Source organism: Pseudoxanthomonas spadix BD-a59 (assembly GCF_000233915.3).
In the GTDB taxonomy this organism is placed as follows: Bacteria; Pseudomonadota; Gammaproteobacteria; order Xanthomonadales; family Xanthomonadaceae; genus Pseudoxanthomonas_A; species Pseudoxanthomonas_A spadix.
On the sequence record NC_016147.2, the window covers coordinates 3,038,376 to 3,064,554 of the forward strand.

The 26,179-nt window shown below is 65.1% G+C and carries 28 protein-coding genes and 2 pseudogenes; 4 read left to right on the top strand and 26 right to left on the bottom strand.

Annotated features, from left to right (window positions below):
* Window positions 1-315 precede the first annotated feature (315 nt).
* The 18 genes from DSC_RS13680 to DSC_RS13760 all read right to left on the bottom strand — a co-directional run bounded on the left by DSC_RS13680 (window position 316) and on the right by DSC_RS13760 (window position 16,088).
* Window positions 316-1,593, bottom strand: a complete 1,278-nt coding sequence (locus tag DSC_RS13680; RefSeq protein ID WP_014161784.1) for an aromatic ring-hydroxylating dioxygenase subunit alpha — start codon at window positions 1,591-1,593, stop codon at window positions 316-318.
* Window positions 1,594-1,633: 40 nt separating this feature from the next.
* Window positions 1,634-2,122, bottom strand: coding sequence for an aromatic-ring-hydroxylating dioxygenase subunit beta (locus DSC_RS13685; protein WP_202944891.1), 489 nt, complete (start codon window positions 2,120-2,122; stop codon window positions 1,634-1,636).
* Between the two features lie 36 nt (window positions 2,123-2,158).
* Window positions 2,159-2,893 carry an ABC transporter ATP-binding protein gene (locus tag DSC_RS13690; RefSeq protein WP_014161786.1) on the bottom strand — a complete coding sequence of 245 codons (735 nt, stop codon included), beginning with the start codon at window positions 2,891-2,893 and terminating at the stop codon, window positions 2,159-2,161.
* The gene (locus DSC_RS13695) at window positions 2,893-3,651 is read right to left on the bottom strand and encodes an ABC transporter ATP-binding protein (RefSeq protein ID WP_014161787.1); all 759 of its coding nucleotides are present in this window, start codon (window positions 3,649-3,651) and stop codon (window positions 2,893-2,895) included. Before DSC_RS13695 ends, DSC_RS13690 begins: the two co-directional genes overlap by 1 nt.
* A complete protein-coding gene (locus tag DSC_RS13700; RefSeq protein ID WP_043290724.1) occupies window positions 3,648-4,694 on the bottom strand; it encodes a branched-chain amino acid ABC transporter permease in 1,047 nt (348 codons plus the stop codon). Before DSC_RS13700 ends, DSC_RS13695 begins: the two co-directional genes overlap by 4 nt.
* A 10-nt stretch (window positions 4,695-4,704) precedes the next feature.
* On the bottom strand, window positions 4,705-5,565 hold the full coding sequence (locus DSC_RS13705) for a branched-chain amino acid ABC transporter permease (RefSeq protein ID WP_014161789.1): 861 nt from the start codon (window positions 5,563-5,565) through the stop codon (window positions 4,705-4,707).
* A 57-nt stretch (window positions 5,566-5,622) separates the two neighbouring features.
* A complete protein-coding gene (locus DSC_RS13710) occupies window positions 5,623-6,813 on the bottom strand; it encodes an ABC transporter substrate-binding protein (protein WP_148268145.1) in 1,191 nt (396 codons plus the stop codon).
* Window positions 6,814-6,899: 86 nt separating this feature from the next.
* Entirely contained in the window at window positions 6,900-7,331 is a 432-nt protein-coding gene (locus DSC_RS13715) for a non-heme iron oxygenase ferredoxin subunit (protein ID WP_238527650.1), read from the bottom strand.
* 29 nt (window positions 7,332-7,360) lie between these two features.
* Window positions 7,361-8,521 carry a porin gene (locus DSC_RS13720; protein WP_043290725.1) on the bottom strand — a complete coding sequence of 387 codons (1,161 nt, stop codon included), beginning with the start codon at window positions 8,519-8,521 and terminating at the stop codon, window positions 7,361-7,363.
* A 48-nt stretch (window positions 8,522-8,569) separates the two neighbouring features.
* A complete protein-coding gene (locus DSC_RS16940) occupies window positions 8,570-8,725 on the bottom strand; it encodes a hypothetical protein (protein WP_158308246.1) in 156 nt (51 codons plus the stop codon).
* Window positions 8,726-8,788: 63 nt separating this feature from the next.
* A complete protein-coding gene (locus tag DSC_RS16945) occupies window positions 8,789-9,058 on the bottom strand; it encodes a hypothetical protein (RefSeq protein ID WP_158308247.1) in 270 nt (89 codons plus the stop codon).
* A gap of 124 nt (window positions 9,059-9,182) precedes the next feature.
* Window positions 9,183-10,388: a benzoate/H(+) symporter BenE family transporter gene (locus DSC_RS13730; protein ID WP_014161796.1), complete on the bottom strand. Its 1,206-nt coding sequence runs from the start codon at window positions 10,386-10,388 to the stop codon at window positions 9,183-9,185.
* Between the two features lie 4 nt (window positions 10,389-10,392).
* Window positions 10,393-10,908, bottom strand: a complete 516-nt coding sequence (locus tag DSC_RS17135; RefSeq protein WP_014161797.1) for an MFS transporter — start codon at window positions 10,906-10,908, stop codon at window positions 10,393-10,395.
* Window positions 10,909-10,989: 81 nt separating this feature from the next.
* Window positions 10,990-12,300, bottom strand: a complete 1,311-nt coding sequence (gene salA, locus DSC_RS13740) for a salicylate 1-monooxygenase (protein ID WP_014161798.1) — start codon at window positions 12,298-12,300, stop codon at window positions 10,990-10,992.
* A gap of 123 nt (window positions 12,301-12,423) precedes the next feature.
* Complete coding sequence (gene benD / locus DSC_RS13745) at window positions 12,424-13,191, bottom strand: benzoate diol dehydrogenase BenD (RefSeq protein WP_014161799.1); 768 nt, start codon at window positions 13,189-13,191, stop codon at window positions 12,424-12,426.
* Complete coding sequence (gene benC, locus DSC_RS13750) at window positions 13,188-14,222, bottom strand: benzoate 1,2-dioxygenase electron transfer component BenC (RefSeq protein WP_014161800.1); 1,035 nt, start codon at window positions 14,220-14,222, stop codon at window positions 13,188-13,190. The genes benD and benC overlap by 4 nt, the downstream gene beginning before the upstream one ends.
* A gap of 22 nt (window positions 14,223-14,244) precedes the next feature.
* Entirely contained in the window at window positions 14,245-14,733 is a 489-nt protein-coding gene (gene benB, locus DSC_RS13755) for a benzoate 1,2-dioxygenase small subunit (protein ID WP_014161801.1), read from the bottom strand.
* Complete coding sequence (locus tag DSC_RS13760; protein ID WP_014161802.1) at window positions 14,730-16,088, bottom strand: Rieske 2Fe-2S domain-containing protein; 1,359 nt, start codon at window positions 16,086-16,088, stop codon at window positions 14,730-14,732. Before DSC_RS13760 ends, benB begins: the two co-directional genes overlap by 4 nt.
* 311 nt (window positions 16,089-16,399) lie before the next feature.
* Between DSC_RS13760 and DSC_RS13765 the strand changes: the two genes are divergently transcribed.
* From DSC_RS13765 to DSC_RS13775, 3 genes are all read left to right on the top strand, one after another.
* The gene (locus DSC_RS13765) at window positions 16,400-17,329 is read left to right on the top strand and encodes a LysR family transcriptional regulator (RefSeq protein ID WP_014161803.1); all 930 of its coding nucleotides are present in this window, start codon (window positions 16,400-16,402) and stop codon (window positions 17,327-17,329) included.
* 12 nt (window positions 17,330-17,341) lie between these two features.
* The gene (locus DSC_RS13770) at window positions 17,342-17,914 is read left to right on the top strand and encodes a DUF1415 domain-containing protein (protein ID WP_014161804.1); all 573 of its coding nucleotides are present in this window, start codon (window positions 17,342-17,344) and stop codon (window positions 17,912-17,914) included.
* A 96-nt stretch (window positions 17,915-18,010) separates the two neighbouring features.
* A complete protein-coding gene (locus DSC_RS13775) occupies window positions 18,011-18,811 on the top strand; it encodes an SDR family oxidoreductase (protein ID WP_014161805.1) in 801 nt (266 codons plus the stop codon).
* Window positions 18,812-18,855: 44 nt separating this feature from the next.
* Here DSC_RS13775 and DSC_RS13780 read toward each other — a convergent pair.
* The 4 genes and pseudogenes from DSC_RS13780 to DSC_RS13795 form a co-directional block, all read right to left on the bottom strand.
* Window positions 18,856-19,290: pseudogene (locus DSC_RS13780) on the bottom strand (HAD family hydrolase); the annotation flags it as partial.
* A gap of 257 nt (window positions 19,291-19,547) precedes the next feature.
* The gene (locus DSC_RS13785; protein ID WP_014161807.1) at window positions 19,548-19,805 is read right to left on the bottom strand and encodes an HAD hydrolase-like protein; all 258 of its coding nucleotides are present in this window, start codon (window positions 19,803-19,805) and stop codon (window positions 19,548-19,550) included.
* Window positions 19,802-20,512, bottom strand: coding sequence for a pseudouridine synthase (locus tag DSC_RS13790; RefSeq protein WP_014161808.1), 711 nt, complete (start codon window positions 20,510-20,512; stop codon window positions 19,802-19,804). The genes DSC_RS13785 and DSC_RS13790 overlap by 4 nt, the downstream gene beginning before the upstream one ends.
* Complete coding sequence (locus tag DSC_RS13795) at window positions 20,509-21,606, bottom strand: class I SAM-dependent methyltransferase (protein ID WP_014161809.1); 1,098 nt, start codon at window positions 21,604-21,606, stop codon at window positions 20,509-20,511. Before DSC_RS13795 ends, DSC_RS13790 begins: the two co-directional genes overlap by 4 nt.
* A 74-nt stretch (window positions 21,607-21,680) precedes the next feature.
* Here DSC_RS13795 and DSC_RS16770 point away from each other — a divergent pair.
* A pseudogene (locus tag DSC_RS16770) lies at window positions 21,681-22,032 on the top strand (IS3-like element ISAzo10 family transposase); the annotation flags it as partial.
* A gap of 203 nt (window positions 22,033-22,235) precedes the next feature.
* Here DSC_RS16770 and DSC_RS17140 read toward each other — a convergent pair.
* From DSC_RS17140 to DSC_RS13815, 4 genes are all read right to left on the bottom strand, one after another.
* A complete protein-coding gene (locus tag DSC_RS17140; protein WP_202944893.1) occupies window positions 22,236-22,670 on the bottom strand; it encodes a hypothetical protein in 435 nt (144 codons plus the stop codon).
* Between the two features lie 197 nt (window positions 22,671-22,867).
* Window positions 22,868-24,040 carry an RHS repeat-associated core domain-containing protein gene (locus DSC_RS16325; protein WP_083833569.1) on the bottom strand — a complete coding sequence of 391 codons (1,173 nt, stop codon included), beginning with the start codon at window positions 24,038-24,040 and terminating at the stop codon, window positions 22,868-22,870.
* On the bottom strand, window positions 24,037-24,219 hold the full coding sequence (locus DSC_RS13810; RefSeq protein WP_014161813.1) for a hypothetical protein: 183 nt from the start codon (window positions 24,217-24,219) through the stop codon (window positions 24,037-24,039). Before DSC_RS13810 ends, DSC_RS16325 begins: the two co-directional genes overlap by 4 nt.
* Before the next feature lie 266 nt (window positions 24,220-24,485).
* Window positions 24,486-26,171, bottom strand: coding sequence for an ABC1 kinase family protein (locus DSC_RS13815; RefSeq protein ID WP_014161815.1), 1,686 nt, complete (start codon window positions 26,169-26,171; stop codon window positions 24,486-24,488).
* Window positions 26,172-26,179: the final 8 nt, after the last annotated feature.

The following is a 26,179-nucleotide window of genomic DNA, read 5'->3' on the forward strand; positions in this document are numbered from 1 at the left end:
GCCGGCTCATCGGTGGAGAGGAGGCTGAAAGCGCCAGGGTGCTGCGCAGGCTGGCGGTGCAGCGGTCTCGCCATGCCGCCAGGCCTGCGTCGCCGTCCATTCTGTTTTCGGTCAGAAATGATAGGTTATGCCGACCATCGATCCGAGCTGGTTCCGCGGATCACGTAGAGGTTGGCCCTGGTGCTCCGATCACCCTTTTTGACATGGAGGAAAGCGGCCACGGCAGAAAGCACGCCGCGCTGCTCGCCTCAGGATGAGTGCTCGGCAGGGTCGAGTATTTCAACCTCAAACTGGCTCATGCCAACCTACGAAGACTTATTCGGTCCCCAATTGATATTGCTTGCCCAGGCCCAGGATGTCGCGATAGGCGTCCCAAAAGCCGACTATGGCGCCCTCGGTGACCAAGTGCTCGGCGTCCTCAGCCTTGCCGCCGCCCATCCCGATGTAGGAAGCCTGCTCCTGATCGCGCACCACCGCGCCGTGCACCAGCTCTACCGCCTCGCCGTCCTCCATCGAAATCAGCCCGGCCGGCCCGATCAAGTTACTCTGTTTGCGGCGGATGGACTGCATCTCCTGGTCGTCGTCGGCATAGCCGAACTGCGTCCACACCAGTTCGAACTCGTTCTCGGAGTAGGTGACGATCTGTCGTACCGCCAGCGTGTTGGCGATCTGCTGTAACACCAGGTTTGGGAAGACCGCCAGGATCATCAGCGTTACCGGATCGTCGAACTCCTTGCGTCCGGCCAGCAGGGAAGGATCCTGCAGCCTGAAGTTGGAGTCGAAGGAGCGCGCGTCCTTGAATATCTCTTTGTCGAGCTCGTCGTTGTTCGAGCTGCTCTGCGAATACAACATCGAGTGACGGCCCTGGCGGCCACCGAGCAGCGAGCCCCCTGTCTGTGAGGAGCGGTACAGGCCGAAGGTGGCATGGAACAAGTGCAGAAGACTGGCGTGATAGGGGTCACGCGTGTTTTCCGCGTAGAGCTTCCAGTTCCCGTGAATGTACTGTCGCTGATCGCCCAGGACCTTGATCGGGCGATTGAAAATACGTGCTATCGCATTAACCGTCCGCTCGCCCAGATACTCCTGCAGCGGTTCGACCTCTTCGGAGAAGGTGGCGAAGACCACGCCGTGCAACGTCTCCACGCGCAGCTGCGTGAGGCTGTGCCTGCTCATGTCGAACGACTCAGGCATGCCGCCCTTGCGCTTGATGCCTCGGCGGAACGGCACGCCGATCAGGTTGCCTTTGAGATCATAGGCCCACTGGTGATACACGCACTCCAGATTAGGGGTGTTGCCGCGCAGGCTGCGGCACACGCGCGCGCCGCGGTGGGCGCAGCGGTTCTGCATCACGTGCACACTGCCGTCTTCGGCGCGGGTGACGATCACTGGGATCTGCCCCACGAAAGTGGCCTTGTAGTCGCCCGCGCTGGGGATCTCGGCCTCCAGTGCGACGAAGGACCAGCTATTGCCACGAAACAGCCGCTCCTGCTCCAGATCGAAGTACTTGCGCTCGGTGAAGACCTTGTACGGAACGCGGTGGCCTTCCTCCGTCAACTGGACCCGTGCCTGGGCCTGCTCAGATGCGACATTCATTGTGTGTTCTCCTCTGTTCAGAGTCTGCGCGACGTTCGCCCTAAAGAGGGCGCGCGAGCAGAGTGTCGATGCGATAAGTGTCCAAGATCACCAGTTTTTCCTTGAAGCGCAGGGCGTCGCCGACCGCGACGATGCGGTCCATGTAGCGGCCGGCACTGTAGAGCTTGGTAGTGCCGTCGTTGCGGGTTTGCAGCACCGCGTAGTTGCTCTGGACGCTGATCTCGCCATTGTCGATGCCTGCGATATGGACGCTGCTCACCAGGTGCCGGTAAAAGTGCTCGGGATAGACGTTGGCATTGCGTAGCGAGACGACGCGGTCATGCAACATGCCGCGGCTGTCGCAATCCATGATGCCGATCGACATGCCGCGATCGGCATTCTCGCGCGGAATGATCCGATAGCTGCAATCGTCCACGAACAAGTCCGGCCATGCTTCCAGCCGATCATCATCGATGCATTGGACATAGCGGGTTAGCAATTGCTCCACGTGGTACTGGAGCTCCATCGCCGATAGTGTCTCCACTTGCATGTCTTCCTCCGATTCGGAAATGACTCTTTGCGGCATTCATATGCCGATGTGTTTTTGAAGCAGTTCCGGCTGGCCCTGCAGGGCCAGGCTTGGACCGTCGTAAACGATGCGGCCCTTAACCAGAATCATGCTGCGGTCGGTAAAGCCGAGCAGCACGTTGAGGTTTTTGTCGACGATCAGGGTGGCGATGCCGGAATCCTTGATGGTGCGCACCACCTGCCATATCTCCTTTCTGATCAGCGGCGCCAGGCCTTCGGTGGCCTCGTCGAGGATCAGCAGGTCGGGGTTGAGCATGAGGGCACGACCGATCGCCACCATCTGCTGTTCGCCGCCGGAGAGATTGCCAGCAAGGTGATCGATGCGCTCGGCAAGCCGCGGGAACGTCTTCAGAACTCGGGCAAGATCCCACTCGTTGCGTCCGTCGCGTCCAGCGCGGGCAGCCATGACCAGGCTCTCGCGCACGGTCAGGTTTGGGAACATTCCGCGCCCCTCGGGCACGTAGCCGATGCCTTGGCGGATGATTTCGTGGGTCGCCGCGCGGCTTACGTCGCGCCCATTGATCAGTACGCGACCTTCTCGTGGCGGGGTCAGACCCAGGATTGAGCGGATGGTGGTGGTCTTGCCCATTCCGTTGCGTCCGAGCAGGCACACGCTCTCGCCGCGGGCGATATTCAAATCCACTCCATGCAGCACATGGCTGTTGCCGTAGTAGGTATGCAGATGACTCGCCTGCACCAACAAATCGGGCGCGCTTTGCATTGCTTCTGCCATCAGTAGGCCTCCTCGCCGTCGCCCAAATACGCTTCCTGCACTGCAGCATCGGCGCGAATCTGATCCACCGGCCCGCTGGCCAGGACCCGGCCGTTGACCATGACCGTGAGCACGTCGGCGATGCTAAATACCGCATCCATGTCGTGCTCGACCAGTACCAGGGGATAGTCCTCAGCCAGCTGCCTGAGCAGTGTGGCCAACTGCGCCGACTCCTCCTGGCCCATGCCGGCCATTGGCTCGTCAAGTACAAGACAGGTGGGCTCGGTGGCCAGCACCATGCCGATTTCTAGCTGACGCTGTTCCCCATAGCTCATGGCATAGGCCGGCATCTCGGCACGGTGGTTCAGGCCACACAGCTCCAGCCCACGCTCGGCGCGGGCACGCACCGCACGGTAGGTCTCGGCGCGGCGGAAGAAGCGCATCGAATGTGGAAGGCGCGACTGCGCGGCCAGCCAGCAGTTTTCCAGGCAGGTAAAACTTGGAAAGATATTGGTGCGCTGAAAGCTGCGACCGATACCCAGCTGCGAGATCGCATTGGGCGACAACCCAGAAATATCACGGCCGTGGAAGAGCACCTGACCTTCGCTGGGCGCCAGATGCCCGGTGAGCAGGTTCACCATCGTGCTTTTTCCGGCCCCGTTGGGGCCAATGATCGCGTGCACCTGGCGCGGGCCCACGCTCAGCGAGACATCGCAGACGGCGGTGAGCCCACCGAAGTGGCGCGTGAGCCCGTGCGTTTCGAGAATATTTTCGCTCACAAATCGGCTCCTTCATTCACTGGGGCGGCCTTGTCGGTGTCCGGCCCAGCGGGCTGGACGATGGGCTTGTTCCTGCGATCAGCCCATTTCAACAGCAGTCCGCCGATCCCGCCGGGCAGCAGCAGCACCAGCGCGATCACGGTAAAACCCATGGGCAGCTCCCAGTGCGGGGTGATCGTCGAGTACCAATATTGCAGCCCTTCGAACGCGAAGGCGCCGAGGATAGGGCCAAACAAGGTACCCATGCCGCCGAGGATTACCATGATCAGCGCGTGCGCCGAAAGCATCCAGCTGACGTCGCCCGGATTCACAAAACCATACTGCGTGGCCGAAAGAAAGCCCGCGTAGCCCGAAAGGGTACCGGCGATAACGAAGGCAACGAGCTTGTAGATCACCGGGTTATAGCCCAGCGCGCTGACACGGATTTCGTTCTCCTTAATGCCGGACAGTACCCGTCCGAAGGGCGAACGTAGCAGCGTACGCAGCAGCAGATAGACTACCAGCATCGAGGAAAACACCACGTAAAAAAGCGTGGTGCTGTTTTCCAGATCAAGCAGCTGTACGCCAGCAATGCTCACCTCGGGCTTGAACATCAGGTAAATTCCGTCGGAGCCGCCCGCGAACGGGGCGTCGTGGAACAGATAGAAGAACATCTGCGAAAAGGCGATCGTGGCGATGATGAAGAAGATGCCCGAAGTGCGGATGATCAGCGCGCCAATGATCAGAGAAGCCGAAGCCGCGAGAAGCAGGCTCATTGGCAGGGCGACCCAGATATTGGCCGGTGCGAACTCCGGTGCGGTCAGTGCCAGGGTGTAGCCGGCGATGCCAAAGAAGACAGCCTGTGCAACGCTGACCATGCCCCCCACCCCGACCAGCAGATCCAGGCTCAGGGCCATAATGGCCAGAATCATGATCGTGGTAACCTTTTGCGTGAAATAGTCATGCTTGCTACCGGCCAGCGCTTCGCCAAACACGGGGTAAAGGGCAAGCAGAACCGTAAGTACCAATAACATGATCTTTATTGAGCGAGGCAGAGAGCGCATCGAGAAATTCCTATGCAAAGAGGCCGCGGGGTTTCCACAGAACGATGACCGCCATCAGGGTATATACCACTGCGCCTGCGAAGTGAGGGACCAGTACGGCGCCCCAGGTGGAGGTCAGCCCTACCATCAGCGCGCCGAGGAAGGCGCCCTTGATTGAGCCGATGCCGCCGATGACCACCACCACGAAACAGATGATCAGGACCTCATTGCCCATGCCCGGATACACCGAGGAGATCGGGGCGGCCAGCACGCCGGCGAAAGCGGCCAGAGTGGTACCGACGGCGAACACCAATGTATGCGTCCAGGAAATATTAATCCCCAGGGCCTGCACCATCTCGCGGTTGCTGGTGCCGCCGCGGATAATCATGCCCAGCCGCGTCCTTTGCAGGATCACGTACATGGCGATGGCGATGGCCACGCAGATGCCCGAGAGGAACAGGCGGTAAACGGGATACTCGAGATTCTCGGTGAGCACGATTGCGCCGCGCAGGGACTCAGGGATGGGCACGCTGTGCACGTCATTTCCCCACAGGATGCTTTGCATGGCATCGAAGACGAGGATGAGTCCAAAAGTGAGCAACACCTGGTCGAGGTGGTCACGCTTGTAGATGCGCTGAATCAACAACTTCTCCAGCGTGATCCCCAGCAGCAGCGCGATTGGAAGCGCGGCGAGGGCGGCCAGCCAAAAGTTGCCCAGAACCGAGGTCAACCAGAACGCCATATAGGCGCCGATCATATATAGCGCGCCATGTGCGAGGTTGATGATGTGCATGATGCCGAAAACCAGGGTCAGGCCGCTGGCAATCAAGAACAGCAGCAAGCCCTGCTGAATGCCGTTGAGCATCTGTATGAAAAAAGTGGACAGGTCCATCGACAGCTCCTCCCAGCTATGTAAAGGGCGGCCGGTATGGGCCGGCCGCCACCTGCGCTACTTGGCCATCTTGCAGCCGGTTGCCGGGTCGTCCAGGGCCTTTGCCGCGGTGCCGACCATCACGTTCTTGCCGCCGCGCACTTCGCTCATGTAGATGTTCTGGATCGGGTTGTGCGCCTTGGACATGGTCCAGGGGCCGCGCGGGCTGTCTTGGAACTTCACCTTGCGCATCGCCTCGATCAGCGCTGCCTGATTGGAGGTGTCGCCCTTGACAGCCTCCATAGCGCGAATGAGCAATAGGCCGGAGTCGTAACCCTGCACCGCATAGACGCCGGCTTCGTCGTTGTAGCGATCCTTGAACGCCTTGCGGAACGCAATGTTGTACTTGTTGTCCAGATCATCGGCGTAATGCAGGGTGGTGCGAATGCCGTCCGCGCGGTTGCCCAGGCCCTCAAGGCTCTCGGTCAGGAAGCCGGTGGAGAGCAGTGGAATCTTGCCCTTGAGGCCGGCGTCGGCGTAGTCCTGGATGAACTTCACCGCACCGCCGCCACCGAAGAACGTATAAACGGCGTCGGGCTTGATCGATGCGATCTCGGTGAGGTAGGTCTGAAAGTCGACGCTTGGGAAGGGAACCAGAATCTGCTTGACGATCTGGCCGCCGTGGCGCTTGAATTCTTCTTCGAAACCGCCCAGATGCTCGGTACCAGCCGCATAGCGCCAGGATATGGTCACGATGCGGCGATAGCCCTGATCATAGGCCGGCTTGGCCATCGCGTAGTTGGGCTGCCAGTTCGAGAACGAAGTGCGGAAAATATTGGGCGCGCACAGCTCACGCGTGGCCACGTTCAGGCCGGCGTTGGGGATCACCAGGATGGTGCCGGTCTGGCGCGCCACCTTGAGCGCAGCCATGGCGACGCCGGAGTGGATCGGGCCGACCACGAAGTCGACCTTCTCGGCGGAGATGAGCTTTTGCATGTTGCTCACGGCCTTGCCCGGGTTGGCCTCGCTGTTGACCACGACAAATTCGACGTCGCGCCCCCCAAGCTTGCTCCCGCGTTGTTCGATCGCCAGGCGTATGCCTCGGTCCACGCTGGTGCCGAGCATTCCGTATGTACCTGAGTAGGGAAGCAGCAGGCCGATCTTGACCTTCTTCTGCGTCGATGCTGCACCCGTCATTGTAACCGTCATGAGTGCAGCAGCGGCTGCAGCCAGTGCAAAGCGTTTTGCCAGTGCGTTGAAAAAATTCATCTGCTTCTCCTTTTTAATTATCGGCCTCGAAAGAGGCCAGGATTATCGGCCTCGAAACAGACCGGGACCTATGGCTCGACTACGCGTTACGCCCTTACCAGTATCTCCTCGCCATCGACTTGCACGAGATAACTGTTGATGCCCTCCGTCACCGGCGTACCTGCTGGGCTGCCATCGCGTACGTCGAAAAGCCCCTGATGCAGCGGGCACTCGATCAGGTAGCCCTCAAGAAAGCCCTCGCACAGGCTCGCCTTGCCGTGGCTGCACATGTCGTCGGTGGCGTGGAACTCGCCGTTCACGTTGTACAGAGCCAATCGACGGCTGCCCGCCTGGACACACAGCACGTCCTCCTCACCGAAGTCGCAGATACTGGCGACCCGCTGCCAATCCAGAGTCTTCGCTTCGCTTCCCATAAAATGAATGACCTCGTTGCGCTGGAGAATTTCTGTTAACAGGCACATCACCGGAGCAAGGGCGCTACGCAGGCTGCCGGTGCAAAGGATTCGCCATTCCGCCAAGCCTGCGTCGTGTTCCGTTCTGTTTTTGGTCAAAAACGATAGCGGACACCGGCCATCGATCCGAGCTGGGAATTTCCCGGGGCCGGCGAAGCCCCGCCGCCGCCAGTGGATACGCCATAGGCGGCCTCCTCACTGTTATCCACGAAGCCCAGCGACAGATAGGTACTGAGCCGGTCGTCGAATCTGTAGGTTCCACGGATCACGTAAAGGTTGGCCTTGGTGTCCTGATCGTCGTTCTTGATATGGAAGAAGCCGCCATCGACGACCACCTTCGGCGTAATTGCATATTCACCCTGCAGCCAGGCCATATCCTGCGTCACATCACGACTGGTCGTGCTGACCTTGCGCCCCAGCCAGCCGCCGGCCAGCTTCAGGGCGCCGAAGCGCACGTAGCCGTTGGCGGTGATGCGGCGGTCTTCGTCGCTGGACGAGGGCATCGGGATGAGCGATGCCCCGTTGAATAGATTGGCCTGGGTCGTTGCGCTGCCGCCGCTTTGATTATCGATGGCGGCCGCAATGCCAAAGCGAGGATCGTCGTACCTGGCCATGGCCGACCAGCTACGGCAACGCGAGGCATCGCCTGGATCTTCGCCTCCGCAGATACCGGAACCAGGCACCGAGACCGATGATGTGGCAGACGCGTCGCGGCCGAACGAATAGTGGGCACCGAGCGACAGCTTGTCGAACTTGGTACGCCACACGACCGAATTATCGTGCCTGGCGTTGGGAATATACGCGTCGAACGAGCCGATGCCCTGGATATTGGGGCCCAGGATATCGCCGCCCACGAGGGCATACAGCAGCATCGAATACTGGCGACCGACAGTGAGACTACCAAAGCGGCCCGAATCAAGGCCGATATAGATCTGGCGACCGAACAGCCGGCTGCCCTGGCCGGAGCTTCCGCTATCCAGGTAAATCCCCATTTCGGCCTTGCCCACCACGGCAATCGAGTCGTTCACACGATGACGAAGATCCAGGCCCACATTGCTGGGGACCGAGCCTGTCGTGGAAGGAACACGGGTCACCGTGCCCTTGTCCGGGCCGACATTGGTCACGTTTTCCACGCCGCTGTCCAGCGTCCCGTAAATCGTCAACCCTTCCGGCAGAAGATTGCCAGACCTGACCGTGGCTGCCGGCGTGGGCGTCGAGGCCGTTGCCGGCGCCGCTGGCGTGGCACTCGAGGCCACTGCCGGAGCCGCCGCCTTCTGCGCCGCCTCGATTTCTTCGATCTTCTTCTAGAGCTGTTCGACCATCGCCCTCAGCTCCCGAACCTCTGTATCGGATGCCTGAGCAAATGCCGGTGCTGCTGAAAACGCCTGGGCAACCAGCATCGCCACGCACAGCGTGGTTTTCCTCATTGGCAAGCCATTGGTTCTTTTATGATCAATCATCGATTATCTCTCCCGTTTTAATCAAAAAACGCTGTTTTTTTAACCGCCAAAAGAAAGGACGCTTCAATGATCAAGTGCAGCATTTGACTTGAATCCTTCGCCTTCCTTCTCCATCGCTTCGCGCAGCGTGGGTTCGGCATTTACCCGCTGCAACCTGCTGCTGTTCGATGTTTCTCTGCCACGGCACCAGTACTTCGCCTTCCAGATGGCATCCGCGCTGGTGCCGGGTGGCATCTCTGGCCACCGCTCCAGGGCGATGCCCGGCGCGAACGATGACGCCGGTGATGGCCCCGCAGGGCAGGCGCACCGAGTGGCAGTGATGGGTGGATCCATGTATTCCCTCCCAGGAATGACCTTGATCGATGCCCTGCCCGGCGATCCCGATGCAGTGGCGGTGTAGCGGTGCAACTTTCCGTCGCGCGATGCAGGCGCGCCGGCCCCCCTCGCAACAGCCGCGTCAGCGCAAGGCACCTCCCGCAGGCACCGCCACGCGGGCGCGGCCCCGCATCAGCAGGTGCGTGGCCACGCCGAACACCAGGCTCCAGAACGCTGCACCCAGGCCGAACAGCGACATCCCCGAGGCGCAGACGATGAACGTCACCAGCGCCGCATCGCGGTCACGCGCGTCGGCCACTGCCGCGGTCAGCGAGGTGGCGATGCTGGGGAACAGCGCCAGTCCGGCCAGGGTGGCGATCAGCTCCTTGGGCAAGGTCGCCAACAGCGCCAACACGGTGCCAGCAAAGCAACCCAGCACCAGGTAGGCGATGGCGCCGGCCGCACCGGCCACGTACCGGCGCTGCGGATCCGGATGCGCTTCGGCGCCGGTGCAGATCGCGGCGGTGACCGCGGCCGGATTCAGGCCGTGGCAGCCGAATGGTGCCAGCAGCGCCGACCCGGCCGCCGACCAGGCCAGCAGCGGTCCGGCTGCCGGGCGCGGGTAGCCGCTGGTCCGCAGCACCGCGATGCCGGGCATGAACTGCCCGGTCAGTGCGACCACCACCAGCGGAATGCTGATGCCGACGATCGCCTGCCAGTCGAACTGCGGGCTGACCCACAGCGGCCGGGTGAGCGCCAGCGCAGGCAGCGGTCCATGCACCTGCCCGGTGGCCAGCGCCACGGCCACCCCGCTCAGCAGCACCGCCACCACCGCATAGCGCGCAAACCAGCGCCGGCCAATGAAGAAGGCGACAAACATCGCCAGCACCAGCGGCAGCTGCGCGGCCATGCCCACGAACAGCTTGGTGGCAAAGCCGAACAGGATGCCGGCCAGCATCGCCGCGGTGATCGCCGGCGGCAGCCACGCCACGATGCGGTCGAACGCGCCGGACAGGCCCACCGCCAGCATGACCGCGCTGGCCACCAGGTAGGCCCCGACGGCCACCGCGAAGTCCACCGTCGGCAGCAGGCTGACCAGCAGCACCGAGCCGGGAATCGACCAGGCGATCACCACCGGCACGCGGTAGAACAGGCTCAGGCCCAGCCCCAGCACGCCGCTGCCGATTGCGATCGCCCACACCCACGAGGCCAGCAGGGGCGCGGGCAATCCGGACGCGGCCTGGAACACGATCACCAGCGGACCGGCAAACGAGATCAGCGTGGCGACCACCCCGGCCAGCACGGCCGGCAGCGAGGCATCGCGGATCAGCTGGCCCAGCGCGGTCATCGGCTCATGGCACGCTGTCTGCGACCACCAGCTGCGGCGCGGTGAGCGCACGCTGGGTGGAGATCGCAAAGACCACCCCGCCCCGGGTCGGCCCGACGATCGCCCCGACCCGGCCCACGCCCGAGGCCCAGCCCAGTCCGGTCGAACTTACCGACATGGTGTACAGCTGGGCAACGCTGGCATGGAGCTGGTCCGGGCTGGTGGCAAAACCGGTGCACAGCGTGGCCACGGTGAACAGCAAGAAGCTCACCGCCACCCCCTTCCTGCGGCCGATCCTGTCGGCCAGCGGCCCCAGCACCAGCGCGCCGAACATCATCCCCAACAGCGCCCAGGCCTGCAGGATGCCGGCCTGCGGCTTGCTCAGCCCCCACTCCTTGATCAAGGTCGGCAGCACCGTGCCGGCGACGAACACGTCGTAGCCGTGGACGATCAGCAACAACCCGCACACGATGACCACCGAGCACTGGAACCTGCTGAAGCGATCCTGGTCGATCGCCTCGCTCACATCGATGCTGCGCATGACCTCCCTCCCAGGATGTGCACTGCGTTGGAAGGCGGTCCTCGGCGAGGGCGCCCTTGAACCTGTTCGGCGTGATCGGCCTCAGCGCATGGCCAGGGCCTGTTTCTGGGCGCTGGCCGCGGCGGCGGGCCAGCCCAGCGCGCTGCGCGCGCGGGCCAGCTCGTCGGCCAGGTCGTAGTTCCAGATCCAGTCGTAGCGGGTGGCCAGCGTTGCCCCCAGCCGCGCATCGTCGTCACCGACGCGTGGATCGCGCATTTCATACAGCTCGCCGGTCTCCCACGAGGTCTGCTGCACGCGACAGGCGCGCGGACGGCGCAGCTGGTCATAGACCTGCAATACCTCGGGCAGCTGGGCGCCGGTCAGGCCCGGCTCGGCCAGCAGATGGGCGAGCAGGTGGGCGTCCTCCAGCCCCTGCCCTGCGCCGGCACCCTGATGCGGCAGCATCGCGTGGGCGGCATCGCCGATGAGCGCCAGCCGGCCATCCACGTAGCCGGGAAGCTGGGCCAGGTCGTGCAGCGCCCAGTGCGTGGGCGCGTCGATGCACTCCAGTATGGTCTGTGCTGCCACGCCCCAATGCGCGAAGGCATCGAGCATTTCGCGGCGGCTGGCCTCGCGCACCCAGGGCTGCTGCGCGGGCCACTGCGGATCGGGCGTGCTGCGGTCGGAGAAGAATGCCACGACGTTGATCAGGCGCCCGTGCTTGACCGGAAAGGTGAGGATGTGCGCATCCAGGCCCAGCAGCACCTGCGGCATGTCGATCAGCGCGGTGTCCACGCCGCGGGCGAGGTAGGCCGCACGCAGTCGTTCGCTGTCGATCAGGCCGCGATATGCACAGGTGCCTGTGAAGCGCGGCGCCACCGGCGGCTGGCCCAGGCCCTTGAGCACCTCATCGCGCATGGCCGACTTGATGCCGTCGGCGGCGATCAGCACGTCGCCGTGATACTGCGTGCCGTCGGTGAACTCCACCTGGATGCCCTGCGCGTCCTGGCGCACGGCCACGGCGCGCTTGCCGAAGCGTGCCAGCCCGTCCGGCAACAGCCGCGCCAGTGCATCAAGAAAATCGGCGCGATGCACCGTGGACTGACCGACGCCAGGTGCGTAGGTTTCACCGATCAGGCGCGCGTCCTCGCCGCGGCGCCACTGGAACCACAGGTCCTGCCATGGCGCAGGCGTGCGGTCGGCCAGCTCGACATAGGTCTCGCCCATGCCCAGCCCGGCCAGCGCGCGCACCGCATTGGGGCCAAAGGACACGCCGGCGCCGATCTCGCCAAAGGCCGCAGCGGATTCAAACAGCTGCACGTCCAGGTGATCATGGCGGCTCAGGCCCAGGGCCAGGCCCACGCCGGCAATGCCGCCGCCGACGATGCCGATCCGCAACGGCGCGCGGCTCACGACCTGTGCTCCGGGGCGATGGCGTAGCGTATTGATGAAGTGTCCAAGCGTTGCATGGTCCGTCTCTGGGATCTGTGTGACATGAAGAATCAAAGCCGCTGCGCGCAAGGCGCGGGGCGTGTTTCAGCCGGTATCGCCTCCGGCCACGGGCAGGATCGAACCGGTGATGTAGGAGGCCTCGTCCGAGGCCAGGAACAGGATCGGCGCGACCTGTTCGTCGATGGTTCCGTAGCGCCTGAGCAATGCCGAGGCGGTGGACTGCTCGACCACCTCGCCCATCCAGGCCTGTTCCTGCGCGGTATCGCCGCTGGCATTGCGCGGGACCCGGCGCGGCGGCGCGCTGGTCCCGCCCGGCGCGGTGGCCACCACGCGGATGTTGCGATGGGCGTATTCCATCGCCAGCGACTGGGTGATGGCATTGACCCCGCCCTTGGCCGCCGAATAGGGCATCCGGTAGATGCCGCGGGTGGCGACGGAGGAAACGTTGACGATGGCGCCTGCGCCGCGCGCGATCAGGTGCGGCAGCACCGCGTGGCAACCGTACAGGGTGGGCATCAGCGAGCGGCGGATCTCCGCGTCGATCTGCTCAGGCTCGAACTCGGCAAACGGCCGCATGCGGATCGCACCGCCGACGTTGTTGACCAGGATGTCGATCCCGCCAAAGGTCCGTGCGGCAAAGTCCATTGCCGCCTGCGCGCCGGCATGGGTTTCCAGGTCGGTGATGAAGAACGCCGCACCGTTTCCCGCCTCGCCTGCGACTTCCGCGACGAACTCGGCGCGGTCCACCAGCAGCACCTGTGCACCCTCGGCCGCGGCCCGCAGCGCGACACCACGTCCGATGCCCTGCGCGGCCCCGGTCACCACCATCACCTTGCCGGAAAAGCGGCTCATGCGGCCAGCTCCTGCACCGTGCCGGCCGTCGCATTGGGGGTGAACTTCTCGTAGTAGAAGCCGGCCGGCTCGACCTTGATCTGGGCAAAGTGGTTGCGCACCGCATCAACCATGGCCGGCGGACCGCACAGATACACGTCCACCGCGCCCTGGTGCAGCGCTTCGGGCAGCAGGTGCTCGGTGACGTAGCCGATCCTGGGGTGTCCGGATTCGGCTTGGACCACGCAGGTGTCGAAGCTGAAGAAGGGCAGTCGATCGGCCAAGCGCTGCAACTCCGGCACCAGCACCAGGTCGGCGCCGCGGGTCACACCGTACACCAGGTGCACCGGATGGTCGCTGCCGCTGTCTTCCAGCCAGGCCAGCATCGACAGGAACGGCGCCAGCCCAGTGCCCCCGGCCAGCATCAGCACCGGGCGCTTGACCTGGCGCAGGTAGAAGCTGCCCAGCGGGCCGGTCAGCTCCAGCACCTGGCCCGGGCTGGCGCTGTCCAGATAGCGGCTCATCAGGCCACCGGGCACGCGCTTGATCAGGAATGAGAGCGCGTGCGAACCGGGCTTGGAACTGAAGGAATACGCGCGGCTCTGGCCACTGCCGGGCACGGCGATGTTGACGTACTGGCCGGGCAGGAAATCAGGCGCATCGCCTGCGACTTCCAGCTTGAGCTCCAGCGCGGCATCGGCGTGCGGCAGCACCTGCGCCACCGTCGCCTTGAAGGTGCTGGCGCCGGTCTTGCAGGCGGTGGAAGTGACCGGCACGGCGATGGCACAGTCGCTGGACGGCACCATCTGACAGGTCAGCACCAGGCCGGCCCGCGCCTCTTCCTCGGTCAGCGCATCGTCGATGTAGTCCTCACCCAGGTCATAGGCGCCAGCCTCGGCGCGGCACTTGCAGGCGCCGCACACGCCGTCGGCACAATCCATCGGCAGGTTGACCTTGTTGCGGTAGGCCGCGTCCAGCACCTTCTCGCCTGCGTTGCAGTCGATGAAGCGGGTGACGCCGTCTTCGAAATTCAGGGCGATGCGGTAGTGCATGGGAATCCTTCGGCCAGGCTGATCAGACATGATAGATGTCGATGACCTGGCGGATGTAGTCGTTCTTCAGCACGATCTTCTTGTTGCTGATCAGCAGGCTCTCACCTTGCCGGCGCAGGGTCACGAAACACGTGCCGAAGAACTGGTCGGTGACCTTGTAGCGGTGGCTGAGCGTATGAAAATTGTAGCGGACGTCAAGCTCATCGCCGCGCGTGTCCAGCAGCTCGATGTTGTTGACGTTGTGGCTGGTGCGCGGCTCGGGCGTGGAGGCGCCCGAGCGCTCGGTCTTGATCCGGAACACGCGGTCCTCCAGCCCGTCGCGGCTGGGATAGAAGATCAGCGAGATCTGCGAGTGCGGGTCCTCGGTGAGCTGGTCGTCGTCGTCCCAGGTCGGCATCCAGTAGGTGACGTCGCTGGCGTACAGCTCCAGCCACGCGTCCCACTGGCGGTCGTCGAGCAGGCGTGCCTCGCGGTAGAGGAAAGCAGCGATGGCGGGCAGGTCCTGGTTCAAGCCGCGTCTCCGGTCGCTTCACGCGCCAGTGCCTGGCGCATGGCCCTGGCCCAGTACTCATGCTGACGCACGAACAGGCCCTCGTCCTCGCTGCGGTTGCCGCTGAGCAGCGGCTTGATGCCCATCTTCCGCGCGTTCTCGTCGGCACCCTGCACCCACAGCGGCGCGCCGCGGCTGAGGTCGTTCCAAGCCGCGGCGGTACCGGCGTAGCCGTTCTGGCAGGCGCGGAATTCCTCCAGGTCATCGGCCGTGCCCATGCCCGAGACATTGAAGAAATCCTCGTACTGGCGGATGCGGGTGGCGCGGTCCTGCGCGCTCTCGCCCTTGATGCCGAAGCAGTAGATGGTGACCTCGGTCTTGTCCACCGCGATCGGGCGGGTGACCCGGATCTGGGTGGAGAACTGGTCCATCAGGTACACGTTGGGGTACAGGCACAGGTTGCGGGTCTGGCGGGTGATGAACTCGGCCTTGGCCGCGCCCAGGCGCGCGGCGAGTTCCTCGCGGCGGTTCCACACCGGGCGCACTTCCGGGTTGAGCGAGTTGGTCCACAGCAGGATGTGGCCATTGTCAAAGCCGTACACGCCGCCGACGCTCTTGCTCCAGCCGTTGGCGTCCACCGCCTTGGTGCCGGTCTGCTTGCGCCGGCCCATGGTGGCCGCATAGTTCCAGTGCACGGAACTGACGTGGTAGCCGTCGCAGCCGTTTTCCATCTGCAGTTTCCAGTTGCCGTCGTAGATGTAGGAAGAACTGCCGCGCAGCACTTCCAGGCCATCCGGTGCCTGGTCGACGATCTGGTCGATGATGATCCTGGTCTCACCCAAAAAGTCCTCCAGCGGGGCGACCTGCTCGCTCAGGCTTCCGAACAGGAAACCGCGATAGCTTTGCAAGCGCGCCACGCGCTTGAGGTCATGCGAGCCGTGCTCGCCGAACTGCGGCGGATACTGGGTGGTCTTTTCATCCTTGACCTTGAGCAGCTTGCCGGTGTTGCTGAAGGTCCAGCCATGAAAGGGACAGGTGAAGCTGCCCTTGTTGCCGTGCTTGCGCCGGCACAGCATTGCGCCGCGGTGCGCGCAGGCGTTGATCAGCGCATGGAGCTCGCCGGCCTTGTCGCGGGTGATCACCACCGGCTGGCGGCCGATGTAGGTGGTGAAGTAGTCGTTGTTGTTCGGGATCTGGCTCTCGTGCGCCAGATAGACCCAGTTGGATTCGAACAGGTGCTTGATCTCCAGCTCGAACAGGTCGGGGTCGGTGAAGATGTCGCGGCGGCAGCGGTAGAGGCCGGCCACTGGATCGTCCTGCACCGCGGTGGCCAGCAGCTGCTCCAGGTCGGTCTTGTTTTCGATGATGGCGGACATGCGAGGCTTCCGGTGCGGTTGCTGTTGCGCGCAAGGCGCGCGGCGGAACGATGGCGAGGGGACGGCGTGCGGGTTGGCGCAGGTGCGGCAAGACGGCCCCGACGCGTTCGATCGTCGGGGCCGGGTGGCTGACCGGAGGAAAGGCGCGCTGGATGCCGATTCTTGGAACCGATGCGCGATGGAGTCCAACACGTCTTTGGTCTTTTAACAATACTTTTATGGTATTCTTGCCGCCGCAAAGCCTTGTATTGCTCGCTTTGATGCACCGCACCATGTTCCGCCGGTATAGTTAAGACTTTGGTCTAAGCCTCATGGATCTGCGCCAGCTCAGGTACTTCGTCGCCGTCGCGCGCGAGCGCAATTTCACCCGTGCCGCCGAGCAGCTGCACATCGCCCAACCGCCACTGAGCCGGCAGATCCAGCAGATGGAGCAAGAACTTGGCGTACAGCTGCTGGTGCGCAGCAGCCGGCCGATCCGGCTTACCGACGCCGGGCGCCTGTTCTATGAGGAGGCCCAGCAGGTGCTCGGACGCGTGGAGCAGATGAAGGACGCCGCACGCCGCATCGGCCATGGCCAGCGGCGGGTGATCAGCATCGGCTTCGTTGCCTCCACCCTGTACGCGGGCCTGCCCACCGTGGTGCGCCGGCTGCGCCAGGCGCGGCCCGATGCCGACGTGCGTCTGGTGGAGATGATGTCCGGCCCCCAGGTCGAAGGCCTCAAGAACGGCCGCATCGACGTCGGCTTTGGCCGCATGCGCAGCAGCGATCCCAGCGTGGAGCGCCAGGTGCTGCGCGAGGAACGCCTGGTGGTGGCGATCCCGCCGGCCTTTGCGCTGGCCGCCGAGGATGCGCCGCTGAAGCCAGCGGCGCTGAAGGGCCAGAAGCTGGTGGTCTATCCCAGTGAGCCGCGGCCGAGCTTCGCCGACCAGATGCTCTCGCTGCTGGGGCACCATGGCGTACGCCCGCCGCAGCTACAGGAGGTGCGTGACCTGCAGACGGCGCTGGGCCTGGTCGCGGCCGAAACCGGCGTGTGCCTGATCCCGGCTTCGGCCCGGTTCCTGCGCTCGGACCTGCGCTACCGGCTGATCGATGACCAGGAGGCCACCTCGCCGGTGGTCATGAGCTACCGCCGCAACGAGGACCCGGCGCTGATCGCCCTGCTCCGGCAGCTGATCTGCGAGATGTACGCGGAAAACCCGCCGTGGCTGGACATCCCCCACAATCGCCTGACCACGCCGTAGGACACCGCACCCATGCCCCCCATCGACACCGAAGCCGCGCCATGGGATGGGCGGCACGATCCCATCGCCGACACCCGCCGCTGGCTGGAGCGGGCGGTGATCGGCCTGAACCTGTGCCCGTTCGCCAAGGCGGTGTACCTCAAGCAGCAGGTGCGTCTGGTGCTCAGCGATGCGACCACCCCCGAGGCGCTGCTGGAACAGCTGGCCGAGGAGCTGCTGGTCCTGCGCGACACTCCGGCCGAGGTGGTGGACACCACCCTGATCGTGCATCCGCAGGTGCTGGGCGACTTCATCGAATACAACGACTTCCTGGACAACGCCGATGCGGCGGTGGAGACGCTGGACCTGCAGGGCATCGTCCAGGTGGCCAGCTTCCATCCGGATTACCAGTTCGCCGGCACCGCGCCGGACGATGTCTCCAACTACACCAACCGTTCGCCCTGGCCCACCCTGCACCTGCTGCGCGAGGACAGCGTGGAACGCGCGGTGGCCGCCTTTCCCGATCCGGATGTGATCGTCCAGCGCAACATCGACACCCTGGACAAGCTGGGCGTGGAAGGCTGGCGGCGGCTGATGGCGGACTGACGCGGCCCGCCCCGAGCGTCCTGCAGGCACACGCTGCACGCGATCTGGATGCGCGCCGGGCCACACTCTGCGGCCCGCAACCTCCAGGAGCCGCGCATGCCGCTGATCCCCTCCATCACCCCCTGGAACCCCGCACCGCTGGCGGGCCGGGTGGTGATGATCACCGGCGGCGCCCAGGGCATCGGCCGCGGCATCGCCCAGGCGGTGTTGGGCGCAGGCGGCCAGGTGGCCGTCGGCGATCTGGACGCCGAGGCCGGCAGGGCGTGCCTTGCGGAGTGGAACCGCGGCGGCGATGCGTTCTTCAAGCGCATGGATGTGCGCCGTGAGCGCAGCGTGGCCGCGTTCGTGGCCGCGGCGCTGAAGCATTTCGGCCAGCTGCACGGGCTGGTCAACAACGCCGGGCCGCCGGGCCCGCATGTCCCGCCGCTGGATACCCTGGACCTGGCACAGTGGAATGCGCGCCTGTCCAGCCTGCACGGCGCCTTCCTGTGCAGCAAGCATGCGCTGCCGGCGCTGCGCCAGGACCGTGGGGCGATCGTCAACATTGCCTCGACCCGCGCCCATCAGTCCGAGCCACACAGCGAAGCCTACGCGGCGGCCAAGGGTGGGCTGGTCGCCTTCACCCATGCCCTGGCGTTGAGCGAAGGCCCACAGGTCCGGGTCAACGTCATCAGCCCGGGCTGGATCGCCACCGATGCCTGGCGCGCGCCACAGCGACGGCGCGCGCCGAAGCTTTCCAGGGCCGACCATGCCCAGCACCCGGCCGGGCGCGTGGGCACGCCGGAGGATATCGGCGCGCTGGCGGTGCAGTTGCTGGCGCCGGCGCTGTCCGGGTTCGTCACCGGCCAGGAATTCATCGTCGATGGCGGCATGACCCGCAAGATGCAATACGTCTGAAGCGTTGGCGCAGCGGCGCCCATGCCTTGCCCGAGACGGCGCGCTCAGCCGGCGCGCAGGCGCGCCTGCAGCAGTTCGCGCGCATGGTGCAGCGAGGCGACGATGCGGTGTCCGCGGGCGCGCAGCCCTTCGTCGGGAACCACCAGGTCCGGCACCTGGATCACGGTCATGCCGGCAGCCAGCGCGGCGCTCACGCCGGCCGGCGAATCCTCCAGCGCCAGGCAGCGCGCCGCTGGCACCCCCATGCGCTGGGCCGCGAGCAGGTAGATGTCCGGTGCCGGCTTGGGATGGGCCACATCGTTGCCGGTGGTGATCGCCTTGAAGTATCCCAGCAGCCCGGCCATTTCCAGCTTGCGCGGGGCCAGCGGCCGATGCGTGGAGGTGGCCACGCCACACGGGACGCCATGCGCCTGCAGCAGCTGCAGCAGTTCGCCGATGCCCGGCCGCAGCGGCACGCCGGCCTGCACTTGCTGGTGATACTAAGCCGGTCGGAGGGAAAGCCTCACTCAGCGGTCCTGCCGCTGTTCGTGGCAAGGCGCCGCGAGCGCAGTGTACTGACCGTACATAAGCGAGCGGCAACGCCGCCACGGACAGCGACAGGACCGCCCTGCGGGAGCCACGGACAGGCCCGCCGGCGGTGTTGCGCTGGCTTGACAGGGGGTGGCCCTGCCGGCGCCAGCGCGCCTAGCCGGCGGGCCTGTCCGTGGCTCTGAATGAGGCTTTCCCTCCGACCGGCTTAGTAAAGCGCCTGGGCGCGCGCCAGCAGTGCCTGGACCTGCGCCGGGGCCAGGCACTCGCGCAGGATGACCTGGCAGGCGTCCGCGCTGTGGCCGACCAGGCGCAGCCAGTGCTCGTCCTCGATCTCAAGGCCCAGCTCGCGCGCGGCGCGGCTCCAGCTGCGCAGCGAGGCACGCTCGCTGTCCAGCATCAGCCCGTCCATGTCGAAGATCACCGCATCGGGCGTGAACGCCAGCGCTTCCACCGCATCGCTCATGGCGCGTCCGACGAGAACAGCCGGGCCAGGCCGCCCGCATCCAGCACCCGCCATTGGCCTTCGGCCAGCCCCTCCAGCGACAGCCCGCCGATGCGGCTGCGATGCAACGCGCTGACATGGTTGCCGACCGCGGCGAACATGCGCCGGACCTGGTGGTAGCGACCTTCGTGCAGGGTCACACGCACCCGGCGCGGTTCGATGACTTCCAGCGCGGCCGGCAGCAGCGGCCTGGTTTCGTTGTCCAGCAGCAGCGTGCCGCTGGCGAAGGCTGCCGCCTCGTCGCCGCGCAGCGGCTGCGCCAAGGTGGCCTCGTAGACCTTGGGCAACTGCGCCTTGGGCGAGATGATCCGGTGCAGCAGGCCACCATCGTCGGTCAGCAGCAGCAGGCCGCTGGTGTCGCGGTCCAGCCGCCCGACGGTGGACAGCACCGGATCGCGCAGGCGCCAGCGTGGCGGCAGCAGGTCGTAGACCAGCCGGCCGCTGTCCCGGGTCGAACAGGTATAGCCGACCGGTTTGTGCAGCAGCACGCACAGCCCCGGCGCCGGATCCAGCGGCTGGCCGTCGATGCGGATCGCATCGTGGTCGACCGGGTCGTCGGTGTAGAGCACCGCGCCGGCCGCATCGGTGACCCGGCCCTGGCCGAACAGCGCCTGCACCTGCCTGCGGCTGCCATAGCCCAGGTTGGCGATGTGGCGCACGATCTTCATGCGCGCGCGCCGGTGGCGGCGATCACCTTGAAGCCGCCGCCTTCGGCCACCGCGCGCACTTCGGCAAAGCGCGAGTCCAGCGCGGCTTCGTAGGGCAGGTGCTTGTTGGCCACCAGCCACAGCTGGCCGTTGCGGTTGAGCGAGGCGGCGGCAGTCTCGATGAAGCGACGGCCGATGTCCGGGCGCTCACCGCGACTGAGCGCGTGGAACGGTGGGTTGCTGACGATCACATCAAAGCGCTTGCCCAGTCCTGCGACCACGTCGTGCCAGTGGAACGCCAGTGCAACGCGCGGCGCATGCGCGGCCAGGTTCTCGCGGGCCAGCTCCAGCGCGCGCGCCTCGGCTTCATACAGGTCCAGCGAGCTGATGCCCGCGCAGCGGTTGAGCAGTGCATCGGACAGAAAGCCCCAGCCTGCACCCAGATCGGCCGCGGCGCCGCGCAGCGTGGTCGGCAAGGCTCCCACCAGCAGCTGCGAGGCCGCATCGACCCGATCCCAGGCAAACACCCCGGGGCGGCTCTTGAAGCGCCCATCCAGGATCGGCCGCACCCGATCCAGCTGCGCCCACTGCGCGGCCAGCTGCGCATCGTGCTGACCGTCCAGCGGCGGACTCCAGAACACCCGGCAGTGGTGCTTGGCAATCGAGCCGCCCAGGCCGGTGAGCTGGGCCAGGTCCTTCTCCACCGAACGCGCGCCTTCGTCATTGGCCACGCTGGCCACGATCCGACCGCCCGGCGCGCAATGCGCCACCATCCGCGCCAGCAGCGCGCGGGTTTCCTCCTTCTGCCGCGGCGGCAGGGCCAGCACCAGCGGCGACTGCGCAGTGGCATCGCACTGCAGCTCCACCTCGTAGCCCTGCCGATGCAGTGCATCGAAGGCCGGCCGGAAGCTCTGCTCGCAGCGCAGCCTCAGCCCCTGCAGCGTGCGCAGGGCCGCCCCGGGGCGCGCACGCAGGAACAGGGCATCGCCGTCGGCACCGGCAATGGCGCCGGAGCGCAGCGCATGCACCAGGGCTTCCAGGGGAAGGTCGGAGCTCGCCACCGGATGGCCACCAAAACCAGGATCAAGGCGCGCGATTCTACTGTGCGGCAGCATTGCGGCCAAAAAAACCCCAGCCATTCATCATGCGTTCGCCGTCCAGCCAGCGACGCCGAGGTCAACGGGCTCCCTACGCACCGCCCAGGGTCAGCGACGACAATGCCTTCGTCGAGTCGCTGTCCCGCACCGTCACGTAAGTACCGGCCGGAATTCCCGGCCAAGGGCTTTGCCGACCTGCACGGTGCACGCCAGTGGGCGGCGGCCTTCGTGCATTGGTACAACGTCGAGTACCGCAGCGGCATCGGCGACGTCAGCCCGCAGCAGCGCCACGCCGGACAGGATGTGGCCCTGCTCCAGGCGCGCCATGCGCTGTACCGGCAGGCCCGCCAGGTCAACCCTGGTTGGAGCGGTCGAACCCGAAATTGGGATCCCATCGACGCAGTGGCGTTGAATCCCGAGAAAAAGGCAGTCGTCGCACGTTGACACGTAGGGGGTGCTCACGCGGCGGGCCGCTGGCTTCGTCGCTGACAGGATCACGCGCGGCTTCACCGCGCGCTACGCCCGCCCGCCCGCATCGCTGCGGCATCTGACGCATGGCCTTTGACATCACACGTGTCCTCGGTCACTCACTCTCGTTCGGACCTTCGTCCTTTTGGTTCGGCTTCATCAGCCCCCGACTCGGACTACTACGGCCTCTGCTGACTTCTCGCTCCGGCATGGCCGTCGCCCTTTGTGCGCTGCGCGCATCCTTCGCCACGCTCAGGACCAGCCGACGGCTGTCCTGCGCCCTTCGGGCTGGTCAGGCGCAAGGCGAGATCTCCCCGAGTAAGAACGCACTCCTTCGCTGCACAACCGCCGGATCTACGCCACCTCGCCTTGATCACGAGAGCTTCGCGGTTTCTCGCCCGCTCGCCCTGCTCGGCAGCGCCTTCTATCCGGTTCTTGTTCATCGGCTCGCAGCTGCGCTCCACGCTTCCTTCCCACACTCGGTCGCCCTCGTGCAGTTGCGCTTCGCTTCGCTCGTCGTGATCAACTTGCGGGAGGACTTGCACCTCCAGGAGTGCGCCCGTGCCGGGCGCACCAACGACAAGGCCCGCATCGCTGCGGGCCTTGTGCTTCATGGGTCAGCTTAATTACCCCCGTCCCCTTTAGTTGCGTTTCCTAAAAACAGGTGGCAGCACGAAGAGCTGCAATAACAAAAAAACTGCTAAGAACAATAAAAGGCCTTTCTGCATTCCGAGGTAGAACCAAAAGATGGCGCCTAAGCCAGACGAAACGAGCAAGGCGGGGAGCTCAGCGGATAGAACTTTTTTCTTTGTCATTTGATCCTCTCTTCCGCCTTCTTCTGCGCAGCAGACACTGCTGTTTCTTTCGCTATATCAACAACACGGCCACCAGCCGAAGCTGCACCTTGAACGGCTGATGTGCTGGCGGTTGACCCACCTGCAGATTGAGTAGTCCTGAGAATGTGATCGCCAATGCCTTGAGGGGATGTCGGGCTGCCAGATGCCATCTTCTCTGCCAGAACGCCTTTAGCTTCAGCTAGGCCAGCCGCAAGACTGAGGCCGCCATTGGTCGCTGCTGCAAGCGCCATCTTTCCAGCGCTAATGGATTCCCCATTGACGGCGCTATCCATTGCTGAACCTGCTGCACCAACAGCCGCATTTGTTGCTGTTACTGCTTTGCCGACAGTAACAGTGCCTCTGATCGCTGCAACACGCGCGACCGACGCAACGCCTCCAGACACCGCTCCGACTGCGGCTGAAACGCCGACAGATCTCCAGTTAATCGGTTGGCCTGGATTGGCAATCTTCTGCGCCGCAATTTCGACAATGGCACCAACGGGCGCACCCCAAAGAGCTTGAACGAATCGCCCATCCGGATCGGTGAACTTGTAAGGGTTGTTATTTGCATACCAGTAGCGGTTGAACGCACCAACCGGGTTGCTGTAAGCCGTTACCGGATCAACGCTAAGGAACCTTCCAATGCTCGGATCGTAATAGCGCTGCTGCATATACGTCAGCCCGGTGGGGCCATCCATCACATGGCCAGTGTAGCCCACGCCATCGACCGTCTTGCCGATGGCCGCGCCGTAGGGCTCGTACTGGGTGCGCTCGATGACCTGCGCGGCGGTGTCGGTGACGGCCACCGGGCTGCCCAGCGCATCGGTGTGTTGGTACTTGATCACGCCACTGTTGCGCGTGGCCAGCAGGCTGCCGCCCAGGTAGATGTGCTCGAAGTTGCCCTTGCCGCTGCGTTCTTCGTACATCAGCTGCCCGGCGCTGGAATATTGCGAGAGCATCAGGCCGCCATTGCGTTGGCCCAGGACGCGGCGACCCTGGGCGTCGTAGCGATATGACTCCTTGCCCGGTACGTCCCGCAGCCGGTTGCCGTAGTCGAAGGTACGGGCAGCCATCGGCGAGTCCTGGGCGATGCAGGTGAAGATCTGGCGCAGGCTGCGGGTCGCTTCCGCCGACCAGACGACCCTCATTCCAGCATGCCGAACTCGGCCAGCAACTCCTCCACCGGCACCACACGCCCGGCCTTGACGTCGGCCAGACCCCGCTCGATCGAGGCACGCAGCTCGACCTGATAACGCACCTCATCCCACGTCGCCTCCGGCGGCAACTGCTCGGCGATCTGGTGCACCTGCTGGCTGAGCGTGGTCATGGCAAGAACCTCGTGGGCTACGGCTGCATTCTACCCTCCAGGTCAGGGCGCGCATGGCCGGGCGCCGAGCCGCGTCAAGGCGCCGCTCAGGGCCTTTGATGGATTGCCCGGCAACCAGCAGGTGCTCGAGCAGCATGAGCGCATCTACGTCGGCTTCGCGCGCTGGCTCTTGCGTGGGCCGCGGCCGATGTGGCAAACGCACGGCTTGGCTGTCATGCGAGAAGCGAACATGCGCAGGGCCAGCAGTGACTTCAGATCCGATGGAATCAGCGGCTCTTGACCTTGCGGTCCCCGAGCAAGGCGCTGATGACGATGCTGGCGCCCAGGATGGCGCCGATGAACAACAGGATCATGGCCACGGTGGGATAGCCGAACAGGGTGCTGGCGGTGGGCACGCGCATCATCAGGGCCGAAGCCAGGATCAGGGCGGCGGTGACCACGCCGGCGGCGCCGCGGTTGGCGATCTTCTGCAGGCTTTCCATCAGGTGGGATTCCTCCAGCCCGGAAACGCGGATCTGCAGCTTGTTCTCGGAGAGCAGGCTGAGGATGTCGGACAGCTTGCGCGGGCCTTCGCGGGCCAGCGACTGCAGGTCCATCAGCTCGCTGGCCATGTTGGGCGAGGACAGCGACTGGCGCAGGCGCGCGCGCATCACGTGTTGCAGGTGGCCTTCGACCACGGCCTTGGCATCGAGCTCGGGCGAGAGCGCGCGGCAGACGGTATCCAGGTTCAGCAGGGCCTTGCCCAGCAGTGACAGCTCCGGCGGCGTGCGCAGGCCGCAGGCCATCGCGGTGCGGACCAGCTCCAGCACCACCAGGCCCTCGGAGGTGGTGCCGCTGTGCGCCGAATAGCGGCTGATCAGCTGGCCGGTCTCGCGGCTGAAGCGCTCGCCGTCGAACTCCTCCAGCTGCGTGCCCAGCGCCAGCATCTCGCGGGCCACCGCCTCGCCGCGCCCATCCACGGCCGCAAACAGCAGCCTGAGCAGGCATTCGCGCTGGCCCGGCGGCACATTGGCCACCATCCCCAGGTCGAAGATCGCCAGCCGGTTGTCGGCGGTCACCCGCAGGTTGCCCGGATGCGGATCGGCGTGGATCTCGCCAAAGATGAAGATCTGATCCAGGTAGCCGCGCAGCAGCGCCGAGGTCATCGGCAGCATGGGCTGCTCGATCCGGCGCACCGCCGGCACCTGGTCCACGCGCACCCCTTCGATCAGCTCCATGGTCAGCACCCGGCGACGGGTCAGGTCCCACACCGGGCGTGGCACCACCAGCTCGGGGTAGGCCTCCAGGTGCAAGGCGAAGCGCTCCAGGTTTTCGGCCTCGGCCACGTAGTCCAGCTCGGCCATCAGGGTGCGGGTGAATTCGTCCAGCCAGTCGCTGAAGCGCAGGGTGCGCCCGACCTTGGTCAGCCGATCGGCGGCCCCGGCGATCGAGCGCAGCATGGCCAGGTCCGACAGCAGCCGCTGGGCCACCCCGGGCTTCTGCACCTTGACCGCCACCGGCGTGCCATCGCGCAGCACCGCGCGGTGCACCTGGGCCAGCGATGCGGTTCCCAGCGGCTCGGGGTCGAAGGTCTGGAAGACCTTGCTCAGGCGCACGCCCAGGTCGGCTTCCAGCGCCTGGCGGATCTGTTCCACCGGCACCGGCGAGACCTCTTCCTGCATCCGCTCCAGCGCGGTGGCGTAGCTGGGCGGGACGATGTCCGGGCGGGTGGACAGCATCTGGCCGAGCTTGATGAAGGTCGGCCCCAGTGCTTCCAGGTCACGGCTGAATTGGGCCGGGGTGCCGTCCTCGACGGTCGCCTCCTCGCGCAGCGCGTCCTGCCCCAGGCCGGAGAACACCCCCGAGTTCCGGTAACGAAACAGGAACTTCATGATCTGCTTGCGCCGCTCCATCGCCCCCTCGCTGCGCGCCGGCGCAGGGTCTTGGGTGGCGGCCAGGCCGTCTTGGGTCATGGGTGCGG